Source organism: Neomegalonema sp. (genome assembly GCF_028688855.1).
Taxonomy (GTDB): Bacteria; Pseudomonadota; Alphaproteobacteria; order Rhodobacterales; family Rhodobacteraceae; genus Neomegalonema.
Genome location: NZ_JAQTXI010000010.1, coordinates 79586 through 97482, shown reverse-complemented (window position 1 = coordinate 97482; position 17897 = coordinate 79586). Strand labels below are relative to the sequence as shown.

The 17897-nt window shown below is 69.9% G+C and carries 19 protein-coding genes; 8 read left to right on the top strand and 11 right to left on the bottom strand.

Annotated features, from left to right (window positions below):
• Positions 1-4: 4 nt before the first annotated feature.
• Entirely contained in the window at positions 5-583 is a 579-nt protein-coding gene (petA, locus tag PHN62_RS09515; RefSeq protein ID WP_300149598.1) for a ubiquinol-cytochrome c reductase iron-sulfur subunit, read from the bottom strand.
• A gap of 325 nt (positions 584-908) precedes the next feature.
• Here petA and ssb point away from each other — a divergent pair, with 325 nt between their 5' ends.
• The 3 genes from ssb (at position 909) to PHN62_RS09500 (ending at position 3584) form a co-directional block, all read left to right on the top strand.
• Positions 909-1484 (top strand): single-stranded DNA-binding protein, encoded by a 576-nt coding sequence (gene ssb, locus PHN62_RS09510; protein ID WP_300149595.1) that lies wholly within the window; start codon positions 909-911, stop codon positions 1482-1484.
• Between the two features lie 216 nt (positions 1485-1700).
• Positions 1701-2486 carry a hypothetical protein gene (locus PHN62_RS09505; RefSeq protein ID WP_300149593.1) on the top strand — a complete coding sequence of 262 codons (786 nt, stop codon included), beginning with the start codon at positions 1701-1703 and terminating at the stop codon, positions 2484-2486.
• A gap of 384 nt (positions 2487-2870) precedes the next feature.
• Positions 2871-3584: an aquaporin gene (locus PHN62_RS09500; RefSeq protein WP_300149590.1), complete on the top strand. Its 714-nt coding sequence runs from the start codon at positions 2871-2873 to the stop codon at positions 3582-3584.
• 60 nt (positions 3585-3644) lie between these two features.
• On the opposite strand, the gene purB is transcribed toward PHN62_RS09500, so the two are convergent.
• A complete protein-coding gene (purB, locus tag PHN62_RS09495; RefSeq protein WP_300149587.1) occupies positions 3645-4949 on the bottom strand; it encodes an adenylosuccinate lyase in 1305 nt (434 codons plus the stop codon).
• A gap of 168 nt (positions 4950-5117) precedes the next feature.
• Between purB and PHN62_RS09490 the strand changes: the two genes are divergently transcribed.
• The 4 genes from PHN62_RS09490 to PHN62_RS09475 all read left to right on the top strand — a co-directional run bounded on the left by PHN62_RS09490 (position 5118) and on the right by PHN62_RS09475 (position 9774).
• Entirely contained in the window at positions 5118-5543 is a 426-nt protein-coding gene (locus PHN62_RS09490; protein WP_300149584.1) for an MAPEG family protein, read from the top strand.
• On the top strand, positions 5540-6754 hold the full coding sequence (locus PHN62_RS09485) for an RsmB/NOP family class I SAM-dependent RNA methyltransferase (protein ID WP_300149581.1): 1215 nt from the start codon (positions 5540-5542) through the stop codon (positions 6752-6754). Before PHN62_RS09490 ends, PHN62_RS09485 begins: the two co-directional genes overlap by 4 nt.
• A gap of 77 nt (positions 6755-6831) precedes the next feature.
• Positions 6832-9252 carry a response regulator gene (locus PHN62_RS09480; RefSeq protein ID WP_300149577.1) on the top strand — a complete coding sequence of 807 codons (2421 nt, stop codon included), beginning with the start codon at positions 6832-6834 and terminating at the stop codon, positions 9250-9252.
• Between the two features lie 30 nt (positions 9253-9282).
• The gene (locus PHN62_RS09475; protein WP_300149575.1) at positions 9283-9774 is read left to right on the top strand and encodes a DUF2867 domain-containing protein; all 492 of its coding nucleotides are present in this window, start codon (positions 9283-9285) and stop codon (positions 9772-9774) included.
• 3 nt (positions 9775-9777) lie between these two features.
• Here PHN62_RS09475 and PHN62_RS09470 read toward each other — a convergent pair whose 3' ends face one another.
• The 6 genes from PHN62_RS09470 to PHN62_RS09445 form a co-directional block, all read right to left on the bottom strand.
• On the bottom strand, positions 9778-10188 hold the full coding sequence (locus PHN62_RS09470; protein WP_300149572.1) for a hypothetical protein: 411 nt from the start codon (positions 10186-10188) through the stop codon (positions 9778-9780).
• Positions 10189-10245: 57 nt separating this feature from the next.
• Positions 10246-10917, bottom strand: a complete 672-nt coding sequence (locus PHN62_RS09465; protein ID WP_300149569.1) for an SDR family NAD(P)-dependent oxidoreductase — start codon at positions 10915-10917, stop codon at positions 10246-10248.
• Complete coding sequence (gene purF / locus PHN62_RS09460) at positions 10914-12440, bottom strand: amidophosphoribosyltransferase (protein ID WP_300149567.1); 1527 nt, start codon at positions 12438-12440, stop codon at positions 10914-10916. The genes PHN62_RS09465 and purF overlap by 4 nt, the downstream gene beginning before the upstream one ends.
• 151 nt (positions 12441-12591) lie before the next feature.
• The gene (locus PHN62_RS09455) at positions 12592-13188 is read right to left on the bottom strand and encodes a CvpA family protein (protein WP_300149565.1); all 597 of its coding nucleotides are present in this window, start codon (positions 13186-13188) and stop codon (positions 12592-12594) included.
• Positions 13189-13290: 102 nt separating this feature from the next.
• Complete coding sequence (locus tag PHN62_RS09450; RefSeq protein ID WP_300149562.1) at positions 13291-13866, bottom strand: GNAT family N-acetyltransferase; 576 nt, start codon at positions 13864-13866, stop codon at positions 13291-13293.
• The gene (locus tag PHN62_RS09445) at positions 13863-14483 is read right to left on the bottom strand and encodes a TIGR00730 family Rossman fold protein (protein ID WP_300149559.1); all 621 of its coding nucleotides are present in this window, start codon (positions 14481-14483) and stop codon (positions 13863-13865) included. The genes PHN62_RS09450 and PHN62_RS09445 overlap by 4 nt, the downstream gene beginning before the upstream one ends.
• Positions 14484-14686: 203 nt before the next feature.
• Between PHN62_RS09445 and PHN62_RS09440 the strand changes: the two genes are divergently transcribed.
• A complete protein-coding gene (locus PHN62_RS09440) occupies positions 14687-15280 on the top strand; it encodes a hypothetical protein (RefSeq protein WP_300149557.1) in 594 nt (197 codons plus the stop codon).
• A gap of 90 nt (positions 15281-15370) precedes the next feature.
• Here PHN62_RS09440 and PHN62_RS09435 read toward each other — a convergent pair whose 3' ends face one another.
• The 3 genes from PHN62_RS09435 to atpD all read right to left on the bottom strand — a co-directional run bounded on the left by PHN62_RS09435 (position 15371) and on the right by atpD (position 17870).
• Positions 15371-15715 (bottom strand): Hpt domain-containing protein, encoded by a 345-nt coding sequence (locus PHN62_RS09435; RefSeq protein ID WP_300149555.1) that lies wholly within the window; start codon positions 15713-15715, stop codon positions 15371-15373.
• A gap of 246 nt (positions 15716-15961) precedes the next feature.
• Complete coding sequence (gene atpC, locus PHN62_RS09430) at positions 15962-16366, bottom strand: ATP synthase F1 subunit epsilon (RefSeq protein WP_300149553.1); 405 nt, start codon at positions 16364-16366, stop codon at positions 15962-15964.
• Positions 16367-16442: 76 nt separating this feature from the next.
• Positions 16443-17870: a F0F1 ATP synthase subunit beta gene (atpD, locus tag PHN62_RS09425; RefSeq protein WP_300149552.1), complete on the bottom strand. Its 1428-nt coding sequence runs from the start codon at positions 17868-17870 to the stop codon at positions 16443-16445.
• Between the last annotated feature and the right edge of the window lie 27 nt (positions 17871-17897).

Sequence of the window (17897 nt, the reverse complement as noted above, 5' to 3'; positions counted from 1 at the left end):
CCCCTCAGCCGAGCTTGATCACGGTGTCGCTCACGAAGATCGCGGGCGGCACGTCGAGATTGCGGGGAGCGGGACCCTTGCGGATGCGTCCGGCGGTGTCGTAATGCGAGCCGTGGCAGGGGCAGAACCAGCCGCCGAAGTCGCCCGCCTCGCCCAGCGGCACGCAGCCGAGATGCGTGCAGACGCCGAGCATCACCAGCCATTCCTCGCGGCCGCCCAGAGAGCGGTTGACGTCGTCGGCGGGGGCGTCGGCGGGCAGGTTCTCGTTGCGCGCGACGCGGTCGGGCAGATCGGCGACCGGCGTGGCCCGCGCGGCGGCGATCTCCTCTGCGGTGCGGCGGCGGATGAACACCGGCTTGCCGCGCCACTTCACGGTGATCTGCTGACCCGGCTCCACGGAGCCGACGTCCACCTCGATGGAGGCGAGCGCCAGCACCGAAGCGGCGGGATTCATCTGGTCGACGACCGGCCAGGCCACCGCTGCGGCGCCCACGACGCCCGTCGCCACCGTCGCCACATAGATGACGTCGCGCCGGGTGGGCTCCGCCCCCTCATGCGCTTTCGCCCCGTGAACATTCGCCATATTCAGCCGGCTCCCTTCCTTGGCCCATTCGATCGGCCTCGGGTCCCTCCCCCGTAGCTCCGTGACGCTTGCGCATGCGCTCGCGCGCGGAGACGGCGGCCCGCTTCCTTTCGCGTTCATAACCAGAAGCGGGGATCGGGTCTAGGGGGCGCGGGAATGAAATGGTCCCGTCGGGCGCGGCTTGCCGCCGCAACGCGCCGCCGCGAGCCGAAGACCGGAGCGAGGGCCGCAGGGCGCCTTTCTTCTGGCTTCCGGGCGCGGGGGAGGCTATCTTTCCTGAGAGAACATTCCAAGCACGCATTTCAAGCACGAGAGAACGGGAATCATGGCCGGCAGCGTCAACAAAGTCATCCTCATCGGGAATCTGGGGGCGGATCCCGAATCCCGGCAGACGCAGAACGGCGGACAGATCGTGCGCCTTCGCCTCGCCACCTCCGAGAGCTGGAAGGACAAGGCCACCGGCGAGAGACGCGAACGCACCGAATGGCACAGCGTGGTGATCTTCTCCGAGGGCCTCGCGCGGGTGGCGACGCAATATCTGCGCAAGGGCAGCAAGGTCTACGTCGAGGGCCAGCTCCAGACCCGCAAGTGGCAGGACAAGGACGGCGCCGACCGCTACAGCACCGAGATCGTCCTCCAGGGCTTCAACGCCACCCTGACCATGCTCGACGGCCCCGGCGGCGGCTCGGGCGGCGGCGGACGCGGCGGCCAGGGCGGCGGCTTCGGCGGCGACGACTTCGGCGGCGGCGGAGGCTCCTTCGGCGGCGGCGACGATTTCGGCGGAGGCGGAGGCGGCTTCGGCGGAGGCTCGGGCGGCGGCGTCCGGGAGGGCGGCGGACGCGGCGGCCAGGGCGGCGGACGCGGCTCGGGCGGCGGGCTCGACGACGAGATCCCCTTCTGAGGACTCCCCCCGGATTCCCGATCCGGCGGAAGCCCGATCCGGCGGAATCCGGATCTCCGGGAAGGCGCGGCGCTCGCGTCCTCCCGGTCGGGCGCGGGTCGGGCGGGTTTTAAAAATACGGCGTTCCACTTCCGCGTTAGATATTTATCCGCCTTTGTCGCGCCACAATCCGCCCGAGGATTCGCAGAAAAACGCGAGCGGGACGGAGCAGAACTCATGAGCGAGAGGGCGGAGGCCTGGCGAGCGGCGAGCGCCGCCGTGGCGGACATGGCGGCCAAGGTCTGCAGGGACGACGCGGGAGAGACTCACTGGCCTTCGGTCGTCGCGGCGCTGGGCGCCCTGACGGGCGAGGCCGCCCTGATCGCCTGCGAACGCGAACTGCCCCTGCAGGGGCCGGTGCTCAGCCAGAGGGCGAACGCGCTGTTCTACGACGAAACCGAATCGCCGGCGACCCTCTCGGGCTATCTGCGTCAGGCGATGATCCTGGGCATGGGCATGCCCGCCGCCGCCGCGCCCGATCCGGTGCATGCGATGCGTCGGGTGGGGGCTTCGATGGGCTCGCGGCCCTTTCCGCCCCTGCCGCCCGACGCCGCCCACTGGCCCCGGTTCTGGCCGCTCAACGCCGGACCGCGCCTGAGGCGCAACGCTCATGCGGCCATGGCCGGCTTCGGGCTCAAGCGCCATGAGGCGATGTTCGCCCTCAACGGCGCGCTGGTGGCGGCGATCCTGCGCGCCCGCGCGAGTCTGCCGCCGACCGCGGCGGCGATGATCGGACTCGAGGCCATGGCGGCGGCCCTGCGCTGGGCGCCCCAGATCGAGGAGGCGCCCGAAGAGGACCTCGCCTATCGGCCCGCCGGAGCTCCGGCGGTGACGGTGCTCTCCACGGACCTGCTCTGGGGCGGCCTCGACGGCCCGGAGGACGGGGCCCTCGGCGCCGAGGCTGGCGCGGAGGCCGATTCCGACGCCGCGCCCAGACGCGCCTTCGGCCGTCGGCGCACCTGAATCCTGCGCCGGAGACGGACGTGATTCGCTCCGGAGCGCGGGCTCCGGGGCTTCCGGGACGGCCCCTTCGCGGAGCGGGATTCCCGCCTTGCGCGACGGTCCTTCGGCGCCTTCTCCCGGGACGGAGCGGCGCGCGGGCGGCGCCTGCGGAGGCCTTCGGGCGCCCTTTTGCTCCGCTTTCATTTCAACCTCATGATCCGGAAGGCGTTTTCCGGGTTTCTCCGCGACAGCGCCCTGCGCCGCGCCCTGTTCCTTCGGCCAAGGGGCTGGCGCCGCAGCATTTTCAAGCTTCCTGAAACGGGACGCTTCGGCGATACTGCCCGCCGCTGAAGACCAAGCCTTCACAAGGCATTGATGAAGGCGTCATCTTTAAGGTTTGCGGACATGCAGAAAACTCTGGCCGAGTTCATCGGCACCTTCACGCTCGTCTTCCTCGCTTGCGGCGCGGCGATCATCGGTTCGGGCTTCGCCGGTCTGGGTCAGGCGGGCATCGGTCTGCCGGGCGTCAGCCTCGCCTTCGGCTTCGCGCTGATCGGCGCGGCCTACGGCATCGGCGCCATCTCGGGCTGCCACATCAACCCGGCCGTGAGCTTCGGCGCCCTGATCGCCGGACGCATGACCGTGGCCGAGTTCATCCAGTACGTCATCGCGCAATGCGCGGGCGCCATCGCGGCGGCCTTCGTGCTCTACGTCATCGTGCAGGGCAAGGACGGCGGCTATGCGGGCGGCTTCGCCACCAACGGCTGGGGCGGCCCGGGCGGCTACAACATGGTTTCGGCCTTCATCTTCGAAGCCGTCGCGACCTTCATCTTCCTGGTGGTGATCCTCGGCTCGACCCATCGCGCTTCGCATGGCGCCGTGGCGGGTCTGGCCATCGGCCTCGTGCTGGTGGCGATCCATCTGGTGGGCATCGGCGTCACGGGCACCTCGGTCAACCCCGCCCGGAGCCTCGGCCCGGCGCTGATCGACGCCCTGCGCGGCAATGGCGCGGCCCTCGGCCAGCTCTGGCTCTTCATCGCGGCTCCGCTGGTCGGCGCGGCGGTGGCGGGCTTCCTGTTCCGCGCCGAGCTGCTCTTCCACCGCGACCTTCCGAAGTAAGCTTCGGTCTTCTCGCGCGAGACATGGCCCGCTCCCGGAAGGGAGCGGGCTTCTTCATGCTCAGGCTTCGCCGAAGACGCGGGCGAAGATGGTCTCGACATGGCGGGTGTGGTGGCCGAGGTCGAAGAAGCCTTCGAGCTCCTCGGGGCTCAGGGCCTTCGTGACCTCGGCGTCGGCCTTGAGTTCGGTGAGGAAGTCCTTGCCCTGCTCCCAGACCTTCATGGCGTTGCGCTGCACGAGGCGATAGGCGTCTTCGCGGCTGACGCCCTTCTGGGTCAGGGCCAGCAGGATCCGCTGCGAATGCACGAGGCCGCGGAACCTGTTGAGGTTCTCCATCATCCGCTCGGGATAGACGATGAGCTTGTCCACCACGCCGGTCAGGCGCGCGAGGGCGAAATCGAGGGTGATGGTGGCGTCCGGCCCGATGAAGCGCTCGACGGAGCTGTGGGAGATGTCGCGCTCATGCCAGAGGGCCACGTTCTCCATGGCCGGAACCACGGCGCTCCGCACCACGCGGGCGAGGCCGGTGAGGTTCTCGGTCAGCACGGGATTGCGCTTGTGGGGCATGGCCGAGCTGCCCTTCTGGCCCGGCGAGAAATATTCCTCGGCCTCCAGAACCTCGGTGCGCTGGAGGTGGCGGATCTCGACGGCCAGCCGCTCGACGGAGGAGGCGATCACGCCCAGGGTCGCGAAGAACATGGCGTGACGGTCGCGCGGAATGACCTGGGTCGAGACCGGTTCGATCTCCAGCCCGAGCTTTTCGGCCACATGGGCCTCCACGCGCGGATCGACGTTGGCGAAGGTGCCCACGGCGCCCGAGATGGCGCAGGTGGCGACTTCGGCGCGCGCTGCCAGAAGGCGGGCCTTCGCCCGCGAGAACTCGGCGTAATAGCCCGCGAGCTTGAGGCCGAAGGTCACCGGCTCGGCGTGGATGCCGTGGCTGCGGCCCATGGTGGGCGTGTCCTTGTGCTCGTAAGCCCGGCGCTTGATCGCGGCCAGCAGGGCGTCGAGATCGGCCAGCAGAAGGTCGCTGGCGCGCACGAGCTGCACGTTGAGGCAGGTGTCCAGCACGTCGGAGCTGGTCAGCCCCTGATGGACGAAACGCGCCTCCGGCCCGACATGCTCGGAGAGATGGGTCAGGAAGGCGATGACGTCATGCTTCACCTCGCGCTCGATCTCGTCGATGCGGGCGACGTCGAATTCGACGTCCTTCGCCTTCCAGACGGCGTCGGCGGCGGATTGCGGCACCACGCCGATCTTCGCCAGGGCCTCGGTGGCGTAGGCCTCGATCTCGAACCAGATGCGGAATTTCGTCGCCGGCTCCCAGAGCGCGGTCATTGCGGGACGGGAATAGCGCGGAACCATGACGAGGCCTTTCAATCAGCGGAGAGGGCGGCGGAGAGGCGGAAGACGCCGCCGCGATAGCAGAGCCGCGCGAAGCCCGCAATCCGCCTCGCCCTCCCCGCGTCTTGCCTTTCGAGCCGGGGAGCGGCATGTTTCCGGCCTCTCGGATCAACCGGAAAGGCGCTCGCCGTGACCGCTCCCGCTCTCGTGCTTCTGCTCTCCGCCGCCTTGCAGGTCGCGCTGACCTTCGCGGTCTACGTCGTGCTCGCCCGACGCCGGAGCGCGGCGATCAAGGCGGGCCTCAAGCTTCAGGACACCGCTCTCGATGCGAGCCTCTGGCCTGCTCCGGCGCGTCAGGCTCAGGCCAATCTGGCCAATCAGTATGAATTGCCGGTGCTCTTCTTCGCGGGGGTGGGGATCGCCTTCGCCATCGGCTCGGCCAACTGGCTGCTGGCGATTCTGGCGCTGGTCTTCGCGCTGACGCGGGTCTGGCACGCCTCCGAGCATCTCGGGGCCAACATCGTGAAGCGTCGGGGTCTGGCCTTCGGACTCGGCTTCGCGGCTCTGGGGCTGTTCTGGGCGGCTCTGGTCCTGCCTGCGCTCTTCTTCGCATGACGCCCGCGGCGCGGCTCTCCGCCGCCATCGAGATCCTCGACCACTGGCTGGAGAGCGGCGGGCTGATCGACCGGATTCTGGTCGACTGGGGCCGCGCCCGCCGCTTCGCCGGATCGCGCGACCGGGCCGCCATCGCGGATCTGGTCTATGGAATCCTGCGGCGTCGGCGCTCTCTGCTCTGGCCGCTCGGGCTGGAGGAGACGGGGCGCAGCCTCGTGCTCGGGCGGGTTCTGGCCGAGGGCGGCGCGCCGGAGAGCCTCTTCACCGGAGAAGGCCACGCGCCCCCTGCCCTGACCGCCGCCGAGACGCGGGCCCTCGCGGCCCTGCGCCCTCTGGCCGAGGCCCCCGCTCCGGTGCGCCTCGACTGGCCGGACGCGCTCTGGCCCGAGGCGCAGGCCTCTCTCGGGGCGGATCTGGAGGCGACTCTCGCGGCCCTGCGCGAGCGGGCCCCGCCGGATCTGCGGGCCAATCTGCTGAAGGCCTCCCGCGAGGAGGCCCGCGAGGCCCTGCGCGAGGAGGGGATCGAGACGGAGCCTCTGGCGATCTGCGCCACGGCCCTGCGCGCGCCGGAGGGCGCGAAGATCCACGCCTCGCAAGCCTATCGGGAGGGGCTGGTGGAGATCCAGGACGCAGGCTCCCAGGCCGTGGCGGCGGCCAGCCTTCCGCTTCCCGGCGAGACCCTCGTGGATTATTGCGCGGGCGGCGGCGGCAAGGCTCTGGCTCTGGCGGCGCTGATGCGGGGCGAGGGCCGGATCTACGCCCATGACGTCGCGCCGCGCCGCATGGCCGAGATCCCCATGCGGGCCGAACGCGCCGGAGCGCGAATCACGCTCCGCCCCGATCTGCGCGGGCTGGAGGGGACGGCGGATCACGTTTTCGTGGACGCCCCCTGTTCGGGTTCGGGCTCCTGGCGGCGCGATCCTGAGGCGAAATGGCGCATGACTCCCGGGAAGCTGGCGGAGGTCTCCCGCCTTCAGCTGCGGATCCTGGAGGAGGCGGCGCGGCTGCTGCGTCCGGGAGGGCGTCTGTCCTATGTGACCTGCTCGCTGTTTCAGGCGGAGAATCAACGCGTGGCCGAGGCCTTTCTCGCCCTGAGGCCCGATCTGCGCGCCCTGCCCTCCGGCCCGGAGGGGGCGTCCTCCGGCTGGAGCCTCGCGCCGGGCGCCCTGAACACGGATGGTTTTTATCTGGCGCGCTTCGGGCATGGTTAAGAGAGCGTTCAGCGATTGGCTTTACGCTCTTCCTTAAGACGCCTCTGACAAATGACTTTCTCCTCAGGGTTTTTCACATGGCCGACTTCCTAGCCAGCCAGCCCCCTTCGCGCCCGGTCGGTCCGGGCGCAGGATGGCGCGTGGCGCTCGCCGCCGCCGCGGCGGGCCTGGGAGCAGGCGCGGCCGTCTGGATCGGCGCCGCCGGCCCCGCCGACCCGAGCCTGCGGGTGCTGCTCATGAGCGGCGCGGCGGCGCTGGGCGCGGCCACGGCGGCGGGCGTGGGCTGGAGCCTCGACCTCGCCCGGCGCGGACAGAACACCCTCGAAGCCATCTACGCCCTCGAAGAGGCCGCCGACGCCTATGTGCTGGTGGACGATCTCGGGGCGGCTCTGGGCGCCAACCGCGCGGGACGGCGGCTCTTCGCCCATGTCGCTTCGGGCCCGGGAGGGCGGCGGCGTCTGGCGGTGATGCTCGGGTCGGATTCCGACGCGGAAGGCCGGATCTATCGTCTGATCCGGGGCGCTCTGGACTCCGGCGCCGCGGAGGACGCCTTTCAGGCGCCCGGCGGCGCGCGGTTCCATGCTTCGGTCTCGCGCCTGGCGCGCGGCAAGGGGGAGACCCTCTGGCGCATCCGCCGCGAGGAGCCCGCTCCGGCGCCCGTCGCCGAACCCGAGGCGGCGGCGGTCGGGGCTCCGCTCTGCGCGGATCTGCCCATCGGCTATTACCGGGCGGATCGCGGCGGCGCCCTGCTGGAGGCCAATCCGGCGCTTCTGGCCCTCGCGGGCCGCGCCCCCGGCGACATGCCCGCCCGTCTCGAAGACCTCTTCGAGGAAGGCGCGGCGGCCCTTTCGCCCGCCCTCGCCCCCGAGAACGAAGAGATCCGCGTGGGGGCCCGTCTGCGCGGCGGCGGCGCGGCGGAGGTGGCCCAGCGCCTCCTGCGCGGCCCCGAAGGCGCCGCCGAGGCTCATGGCTTCGTGATGCGCGCCGCCCGCGCCCAGGCCCGCGCGCCGGGCGCGCCGCGTCTGCCGCAATATTTCGAGGCCGCGCCTCTGGCCATCGCGGTGGCCGACGCCGAGGGCCTGGTCATCGAGTCCAACGACCACATGCTGCGCCTGACTCACGGGGCGCTGAATCCGGGAGCCTCCCTGGCGGCGGCGGTGAAGCTCGAGGACCGGCGCGAATTCGACGCGGCCCTGCGGGCTCTGGCGGCGGGAGAGGCGGTCAAGCCCTTCGAGGCCCATCTCCCCGACCGCGAGGGCCCCCCGCGCATCGCGCAGATCTTCATGGCCCGCGAGGGCGGAGATTCCGGCGCGATCCTCGCCTATTTCATCGACGTCTCGGAGCAGCGTTCGCTGGAGCTGAAATTCGCCCAGTCGCAGAAGATGCAGGCCATCGGACAGCTGGTCGGCAATCTGGCCCATGACTTCAACAATCTGCTGACGGTCATCATCGGCCATTGCGACCTTCTGCTCCAGACCCACGAAGCCGGAGATCCCGGCTTCGCCGACATCAACCAGGTCAAGCAGACCGCCAATCGCGGCGCGGCTCTGGTGCGGCATCTTCTGGCCTTCTCGCGTCAGCAGACGCTGAAGAAGCGCCCCGTGCGGCTGGCGGAGTACTTCTCCGAGAACATCCACATGCTCCACCGCATGAGCAGCGAGCGCATCCGCTTCGAGGCGCCCCATTACGCCCGCGACCTCTGGCCGGTGAACATCGATCCGGACGCCTTCTTTTCGGTGCTGATGAATCTGGTCATCAACGCCCGGGACGCCATGCCTCAGGGGGGCTCCATCGCGATCTCCTCGCGCAACGTGGCCCGCGAGGAGGCCGCGCGGCTCGACAATCCGATCCTGCCGCCCGCCGACTACGTGCTGATCGAGGTGCGCGACACGGGCACCGGCATCCCGCGCGAGAATCTCGGCAAGATCTTCGAGCCCTTCTTCAGCACCAAGGGCGCGAACGGCACGGGGCTCGGGCTGGCGAGCGTCTACGGCGCGGTGAAGCAGATGGACGGCTTCGTCTTCGTCGAGAGCGAGCTCGGCCAGGGCACCTGTTTCCGCATCTTCCTGCCCCGCCACGCCCATGAGGCCGCCGCCGAAGCCGCCCTGGCTCCCGCGACGCGCGATCTCTCCGGCAAGGGGCTGATCCTGCTGGTCGAGGACGAAGCCGCCGTGCGCAGCTTCGCTTCACGGGCTCTGGAGGTGCGGGGCTATCAGGTGCTTCAGGCCGCCTCGGGCGAAGAGGCGCTGGAGCTGCTCGCCGACGAGAGCCAGAAGATCGACCTCATCATCTCGGACGTGGTGATGCCGAACATGGACGGCCCGACCCTGCTCGGGCGCATCCGCGAATTGGGCCGCGACACGCGGATCCTCTTCATCTCGGGCTACGCCGAGGAGGCCTTCCGCAAGAATCTCCGCAGCGGCGAGGAATTCCTCTTCCTGCCCAAGCCCTTTTCGCTGAAGGATCTGGCGCTGAAGGTGAAACAGGCGCTGAGTTAGGATCTCGCGAGGCGCCGGAGGAGTCCGGCCATGATCCTGCATGAAGGCCTGCCCGTCCTGAAGACTCCGGCGGAGCTGTATTACCATGACAGCCGCTCCGCGCTCCTGCCCCGCGCGCTCGCGCCCCTGGAGGCGTGGAATCTCCTCATGGAGCGGCCCCATCCCCTGCTGAAGGCGGCCTTCCGCGTCAGGGACGCGATCTCCGCGCGCTTCGGCGTGAAGCGGATCGGCGGATTCTCGGGCGAGCCCCGGACGCAGGTCGCCGTCGGCGATCATCTGGATTTCTTCCTCGTGGAGCACCTCGACCCGCGGATGCTGGTCCTCACCGAGCGGGACAGGCATCTCGACGTGATGATCTGCCTCTCCGTCGAAGGGCGCAGGCTCACGATCACATCCTCGGTCGTGACCCACAACGCCTTCGGACGCGCCTACATGCTGCCGGTCGGCCCCGCCCACAGACTGATCGTGGGCGGGATGCTCAGGCGCCTGAAACGACGCCTGGAGGCGGAGGCGGGCGGCTGAAGCTCAGAGCCGCCGCAGCGCGCGCCGACGCCACAAGGCCAGAGCCGCCAGAGCCAGAGCCAGAGCCGCAAGGACCACGCCCGTGACGGCGGGATCGGGCGCGCAGCCCTCGGCGCCCATGGCGAAGTCGGCGGCCTCCGTGCGCAGGAAGCGCAGCGCGGCCACGACGGCGCAGAGCCCCGCCGCCAGACCCAGCAGCCAGGCCCTTCCGAACATCAGCGCCACGCAGACCACGATGATCACGCCCAGACCCGGCGGCGTGATGAGGAACTCCACCAGATCCACGCGCCACGGAACCGGCAGGCCGTCCCAGTCGGGCTTGCGCTCGGCGCAGACCTGAGCCCAGGCCGGAGACGCCGTCAGAACGCCCGCCGCAAGACCCGCCGCCCGGGCGCCCCATCCCTTCACGATCATCTCCCCGCGTCTCCCCGCTCCGCATGGAGCTTCTTCAGTCGCACCGGAACCGCGCCCTCAGATGGCGAGCAGCTTGCCCACCACGTCGGCGGCCACCTGACGCGGCTTGGCGAGCTTGCTGCGGTCCTCTCCCGGATAGAACCGGCCGCGCAGGGCGGTCGGCATGGCGGGCGGCGCGTAGATCTCCACCTTGACCGTTCCCGATTCCTTCTCGGCGCGATAGGCCGCCGCGAAGGCCGCCCCCGCCGCCTTGGAGGCCGCATAGGGCCCCCAGTAGGCGCGGCTGGTCTTGTCGTCGGTCATGAAGAGCGCCCGCGCCGAAGGCGCCGCCGAAAGCAGAGGATCGAAGGCCCGCACCATGCGCTGGACCGCCAGGGCGTTCACCCCGAAGGCGCGGTCCACGTCCTTGAAGGAGGCGTGGCCCACCGGAGTCAGCGGCGGCGCATGGGCCGCGCAGTTGACCAGGATGTCCAGACGGCCCCAGCGCTCGAAGATCGCCGCGCCGAGACGGTCCAGAGCGGCGGCGTCCATCAGGTCGAGCGGCGCCTGCACCAGAGGCGGCCCGCCCGCGTCCTTCACCACGTCGTCGAGCTCGTTCAGGGCGCCCACGGTGCGGGCCGAGGCGATCACCTGAGCCCCCGCCTCGCCCAGCTCCTGGGCGATGGCCCGGCCCAATCCGCGCGAGGCCCCGAAGACCAGCGCGACCCTGTCCGCGAAACGCTTGCTCATGAGGCCTTCCTCGTCACCAGGATCGGCCGTTTCGGCGCGCAGCCCGGCCCCGTGAGCCCGGCCTCCGCGTCGCGCGGACGGATCGGATAATCGCCCGAGAAACAGGCGTCGCAGAATTGCGGCGCGGCGGCGCGGCGGCCCTCGGCTTCGCCGCAGGCCCGGTAGAGCCCGTCCAGCGAGATGAAGCCGAGGCTGTCCACGCCGATGAAGCGGCGCATGCCCTCGACGTCGTGATGAGCCGCCAGCAGCTTGTCGCGCTCGGGCGTGTCGACGCCGTAATAGCAGGGCCAGGAGGTCGGCGGCGAGGCGATGCGGAAATGCACCTCCCTGGCGCCTGCGTCGCGGACCATCTGCATGATCTTCAGCGAGGTGGTGCCCCGCACCACGGAATCGTCGACCAGGATCACCCGCTTGCCCTCGACGAGCGCGCGGTTGACGTTCAGCTTGAGCCGCACGCCCATATGCCGGATCTGCTCGCTCGGCTCGATGAAGGTGCGGCCGATGTAGTGATTGCGGATGATGCCGTAATCGAAGGGAATCCCCGACTCCCGGGCGTAGCCGATGGCGGCGGGCACGCCGCTGTCGGGCACGGGACAGACGATGTCGGCGTCCACGGGCTGTTCGCGGGCCAGCTCCTCGCCGATGCGGCGGCGGGTCTCGTAGACGCCGCGCCCGTCCACGAAGCTGTCGGGGCGCGCGAAATAGACGTATTCGAAGATGCAGAAGCGCCGCGCGGCCGGCGGGAAGGGCCGCGAGCTGCGCAGGCCCTCTTCGGTGATGGTGACCATCTCGCCGGGCTCGACGTCGCGCAGATATTCCGCGCCAATGATGTCGAGGGCGCAGGTCTCGGAGGCCAGAACCCAGGCCTCGCCCCGCCGCCCGATCACCAGAGGCCGCATCCCCAGAGGATCGCGCACGCCGATCATCATGCCCCGCGTCAGGGCGACCACCGAGAAGGAGCCCTCCACGGCGCGGAGGGCGTCCTCCATGCGCTCGCGGATCGGGCCCTGAATCGAGCGCGCCATGAGATGGATGATGCATTCCGTGTCCGAATCGGACTGGAAGATCGATCCGCGCTGGGTCAGATAGCGCCGCAGATGCACCGCGTTGGTCAGATTGCCGTTATGAGCCACCGCGCAGCCGCCGGGCTCGAATTCGGCGAAGAGCGGCTGGACGTTGCGCAAGGCCGTCTGGGTGCCCTTGCCGCCCGCCGTGGAGTAGCGGACATGGCCGATGGCCTTGTCTCCGGGCAGGGCCTCGATGGCCTCCTTGCTGGTGAAGTTGTCGCGCACCAGCCCGAGGCGGCGCTCGGCGTGGAATTCGCTGCGGGCCTCGTCGTAGACGACGATTCCTCCCGCCTCCTGTCCGCGATGCTGGAGCGCATGCAGCCCCAGCGCCACCAGAGCCGAAGCGTCGGCGGCTCCGAACACGCCGAAGACGCCGCACTCCTCGCGCGGCGCCTCCCCGTCCAGATTCCCTGTCCCCGAATCCCAGGGAGCGCCTTCGCGCGCATCGCGGGTCATGAGCGTCATCTCCTTGGAGCGCGGCCCCGACCCGAAAGGCGGAAGCGCCGTTCGAAGCGGCCGCGTCGCGTCATTAAGGAAGCGCGCCCCCGGATCCACAAGAGCCGACCCGGGGAATGGAGAGGGACGACCCGAAGGCCGTCCCCGCGCCTCACAGCTGTTCGGCCCCGGTCCCGACCGGAGCGGGGGCGGAGGTCGGCGCGCAGGTCGAGAGCAGCCCGTCCACGCGGCCCGAGGCCCAGCCGGGAACCTCGGTCGGCAGAGCCTTGGCCAGACCGTCGCGCAGATCGTTCAGGAAGCCGCCCGTGCGGGCCTCCTGCAGGGCGAGGCTGTCGGTCAGCCCCAGAGCATGCAGCGCCCAGGCCGCCACCGCCACCAGAAGCACGCCGCGCGCCGCGCCGAAGAGAAAGCCCAGCGCCTTGTCGAGACCCCCGATGGCCGATCCGCGCACCGCGTCGCCGAGCGACGGGGTGAGGATCCCGAGGATCGCCAGAATCACCGCGAAGGCGATCAGGAAGGCCGCCCCGAGCGTGAAGGTGCAATTGCCGGTCAGCATCCCGCCGACCACCGGCAGCCCCGTCATGTAGGGCATCAGCAGAGGCGCGGCCGCCGCGGCGCCCAGGGCGGCCAGAGCCCAGCCCACCAGCCCGAGCGCCTCGCGCGTGAATCCTCGCGACCAGGCGAGGATCGCCGAGACGAAGATCACGCCGATCACGACGCCGTCGATCACATTCGGAGAAATATCCATCAGACCTTATCCTGAAGCGACTCGCCGCTTTCGCGCGCAGAGGCATAACATAAATCGGCCGCTCGCCAAGAGCCGCGGGGCCGCAGGGCGCCCGCCGCCCGCTCAGAACCCGAAGATTTCCGGATCCATGAAGCGACGCGTTCTTTCGGCCCGTCCCGTCGGGACGAAGCCGGCTTTCTGATAGAGCGCCAGCGCGCCCGGATGATCGAGCGTGCAGGTCTCGACCTTCAGGCGGCGGAGCGGCCTCTCCCAGGCGCGCGCCAGAGCCGCTCCCAGAAGCCAGCCGCCCAGACCCAGACCCCGCGCCGACTCCACCAGACCCAGATAGGACAGCTCGCAAGATCCGGGCCCTCCGGCTTCGCCCTCCGGGTCGCGGAAGTCCAGCATGAAGAATCCCGCCGGAACGCCCTCGCGATGCAGGACGAAGGTCTCGACCTGCGGATGGCCCGCGAAGGCCTCGGCCTCGGCGCGCGGACGGGCGAGCCAGTCGCTCCATTGCCAGCGCCCGCCCACCGCCCGGTAGAGATAGAGGAAATAGCTCGCCGGAGGCTGCTCCGCCTTCATCAGCGCGAGACTCCCCACCCGCGCCCCCGCCGGAGCCGGAGCCGAAGGCCGCGCAGGCCGCTCCGTCATCTCCAGGAAGGTCACGACGTAGCTCAGAAGCTCGCCCCCGTTCATCCGCGCGGCTCCCTGCGGCGCGGCGGAGCGGAGGCCCGCAGGGCCTCGGCGCCGCGGATCAGCTCGCGCGCCGCCGTCTCGGGATCGGGCGCGAGGAAGAACCTCTCCCGCGCGCGCGGCGAGACGAAGCCTTCCTCCACGGCGTGATCGAGGAACTTCAGCAGCGGATCCCAGTAGCCCTTGACGTCCACCAGAGCCACGGGCTTGGCGTGAAAGCTCAGATCGCCCCAGACGAGGATCTCGAAGAATTCGTCCAGCGTGCCGATTCCTCCCGGCAGGGCCGCGAATCCCTCGGCGTTGGAGGCCATCACCGATTTGCGCGTATGCATGGATTCGACGATCAGAAGCTGAGTCAGATCCTTCTTGGCCCATTCCCGCCGCACCATGGTCCGGGGGATGACGCCGATGGCCTCGCCTCCGGCCTCCATGCAGGCGGCGGCGGCGGCGCCCATCATGCCGTCTCCGCCTCCGCCGTAGATCAGCCGCGCGCCCGACTCGCCCAGAGCCCGTCCGAACCGACGCGCCGACTCCAGATAGGCGGGGTCCTTCCCGCCGGAGGCGCCGCAATAGAGGCAGATGTTGACCGGAGGCACGGCGTCGGGCTCGGATCGGGACATGGGGCCGCCTTGGGAATCAGCTGGAGAGCATCCGTCTGGGCATAGGAAGCTTGCCCCCGCCGAGGCAAGCGCAAAACCTGCGCCTCCGGATAAGGCCTTGGTCTGACGGCGTCCAGTCCGGCTTTCGGCGCGGAACGCTTTGCAGCCTCGCCCCGAGCCCCTATCTCTCCCTCAGGCGCCTGACGCGCCTTGAGGAGGAATCCATGTCCAAGCTTCCGCGTTTCCTGCTGGCCGCGAGCCTCGCCGCCTTCGCCGCCGGCCCCCTGCGGGCCGAAGAGCCCGCCGCCGCGCCCAGGGTCGAGGCCGGAGCGGCCGAGAAGGCCGCGCCCGAGGCCGCAGAGGCTGAAGCGGCGACGCCCGAGGCCGCAGAGGCCGAAGAGGCCGCGCCCGCCAGCGAGGCCACGGAAGAAAACCGGGCGCTCGCCGCGCGTTACCTCCGCCTGCCCGCCATCCAGAAGATGAACGACGATCTCTACGGCGGCAACGTGATCGATTCGATGATGGCCATGCAGGACACCCTTCCCGAGGAGATCCGCGCGCAGCTCGTGTCGATCCTCACGGAGGAGTTCGCGAAGATCCGCCCCGGCATGGAGGAGGCCATGATCGAGAGCGCCGCCCTCACCTATTCCCCGGCGGAGCTCCAGGCGATGATCGATTTCTACGAATCGCCCGAAGGCGCGGGCGTGGCCGCCAAGACCGCCCCCTTCACCCAGAAGACCTTCGAGATCTTCGGGCCCCAGATGGAGGAGTTCCAGCAGGCGGTCGTCGCGCGCCTGATGGCCGAGATGCCGAAATAGGCTTCCCTGTCCTCCGGAGCGGCCGCTTGCGGGCGATGGGCCGAGGCCCCCGTCCGGAATCCGGCCGCGAAGGCCTCGCCCGGCGAGGCTTCAGGCCGCGCTCTCCTCCAGATAGCGCAGGGCGGCGAGGCGGGACTCCTCCAGCGCCGCCGCCAGAGCCTCCGCCGCCTCGGGTCGGGGCGACGAGGCCTCGGCCTGGGCGGCGCGGCGCGCCAGACGCGTCAGCCCCAGCGCCAGAGAGGCGCCGCGCAAGCCGTGAGCGGCGGCCGTCCAGGCCTCCGCCTCGCGCGCGACGACCGAGTCCCGCAGCATGTCGAGATAATGCGTCGCCTGATCGAAGAAGATCTGGAACAATTCGGCCTGCAGGCCGCGGTCGGACATGGTGTTGTCGTTCAGCGCCTGAGCGTCCAGCACAGGCTGCGCGGATTCGGTCATCTGTATCAGCCCCCGCCGTCAGGATCCTGGGGGCAGGATGGCGCGGGCGCCTTGCGGGGAGATTTATTCGTGCGCCGTCCGTCCGTCGCGCCGGGCGCGAGATGGCTAAAATGCGATCCATTCCCGCAGACCATTCCCCCCGGAAAGCCGGGCGAGGCGGCGGCCTGCGCAGGCCCCTCCCGATGCGAAAACCCCCTCCCGCAGGGCGGAAGGGGGCGAAGGATCGTCGGGGTTCCGGGCGGCGCGTCAGGCGCGGACCAGGATCTCCAGATTGCGCAGGTCGTTGAGCCGGGCCTCGGCGGCGCGGCGGGCGTCGCTGCCGTCCTCCAGCGAGGCCGCGAGCTTCTCCTGCTTCGCCACGAGATCGGCCACCCGGGCGGCGTCGAAGCCCTCGCGGGGTTCAGCCTCCTCGGCCAGCACGGTCACGCTGTCGCCGGAGATCTCGGCGAAGCCGCCGATCACCAGATAGGCCTTTTCGCCCTCGGCGGAGAAGGCCCGCACCAGACCGGGACGCAGCGTCGCCACGGTGGGCGCATGGCCCGGCATGGCGGTCATGTCGCCCGCCGCGGAGGGAATCACCACCTGCGAGACCGGGAAGGAAGCCAGCTTCCTCGCGGGCGAGACCAGATCGAAAGTCAGGCTGTCGGCCATGGGGCGTCCTCTTCGTGAGCGCGCGTCGCGTCGCGGCGAGGCGCCGGAGCGCCCCGCCTCGGGGGTTCAGGACCGGTCAGGCGGCGTCCTTGGCCAGCTTCTGGGCCTTGGCCACGGCGCTGTCGATGTCGCCGACCATGTAGAAGGCGGACTCGGGCAGATGGTCGTATTCGCCGGCCACGAGGCGCTTGAAGCCGTCGATGGTCTTCTCCAGCGGCACCTGCACGCCGGGCGAACCGGTGAAGACGGCGGCCACGTCGAAGGGCTGCGACAGGAAGCGCTGCACCTTGCGGGCGCGCGACACGGTCAGCTTGTCTTCTTCCGAGAGCTCGTCCATGCCGAGGATGGCGATGATGTCCTGCAGCGACTTGTAGCGCTGAAGGATGTTCTGGACGTCGCGGGCGACCTGGTAGTGCTCTTCGCCCACGACCAGCGGATCAAGGATGCGCGAGGTGGAGTCGAGCGGATCCACGGCCGGGTAGATGCCCAGCTCGGAGATGGCGCGCGAGAGCACGGTGGTCGCGTCGAGATGCGCGAAGGAGGTGGCCGGCGCCGGGTCGGTGAGGTCGTCGGCGGGCACGTAGATCGCCTGCACCGAGGTGATCGAGCCGTTGCGCGTCGAGGTGATGCGCTCCTGAAGGGCGCCCATGTCGGTGGCGAGCGTCGGCTGATAGCCCACCGCCGAAGGAATGCGGCCCAGAAGCGCCGACACCTCGGAGCCCGCCTGCGTGAAGCGGAAGATGTTGTCGACGAAGAACAGCACGTCGGTGCCGGACTGGTCGCGGAACTGCTCAGCGAGGGTCAGGCCGGTCAGGGCCACGCGCTGGCGGGCTCCGGGGGGCTCGTTCATCTGGCCGTAGACGAGGGCCACCTTCGACTTGGAGAGGTCGTCCTTGTTGATGACGCCCGAGTCGATGAACTCGTGATAGAGGTCGTTGCCCTCGCGGGTGCGCTCGCCGACGCCGGCGAAGACCGAGAAGCCCGAATGCACCTTGGCGATGTTGTTGATCAGCTCCTGAATCAGAACCGTCTTGCCCACGCCCGCGCCGCCGAAGAGGCCGATCTTGCCGCCCTTGGAGTAGGGCGCCAGCAGGTCGATGACCTTGATGCCGGTGGTGAGGATCTCGGCTTCGGTGGACTGCTCGGCGAATTCCGGCGCCGGGCGATGGATCGGCAGACGCAGGTCCGAGCTGACCGGACCCTTTTCGTCGATGGGCTCGCCGACGACGTTGAGGATGCGGCCCAAGGTGGCGTCGCCCACGGGCACCGAGATCGGCGAACCGGTGTCGCGCACTTCCTGACCGCGCACGAGGCCGTCGGTGGTGTCCATGGCGACGGCGCGCACGGTGCTCTCGCCCAGATGCTGCGCGACCTCGAGGATGAGGCGCTGGCCGTTGTTGTCGGTCTCCAGCGCGGTGAGGATCTCAGGCAGTTCGCCGTCGGCGAACTGCACGTCCACGACGGCGCCGATGACCTGCGTTAGTTTCCCGATGGCTTTCGTCACGGTTGATCTCCGATCCCAAGTTGTCCG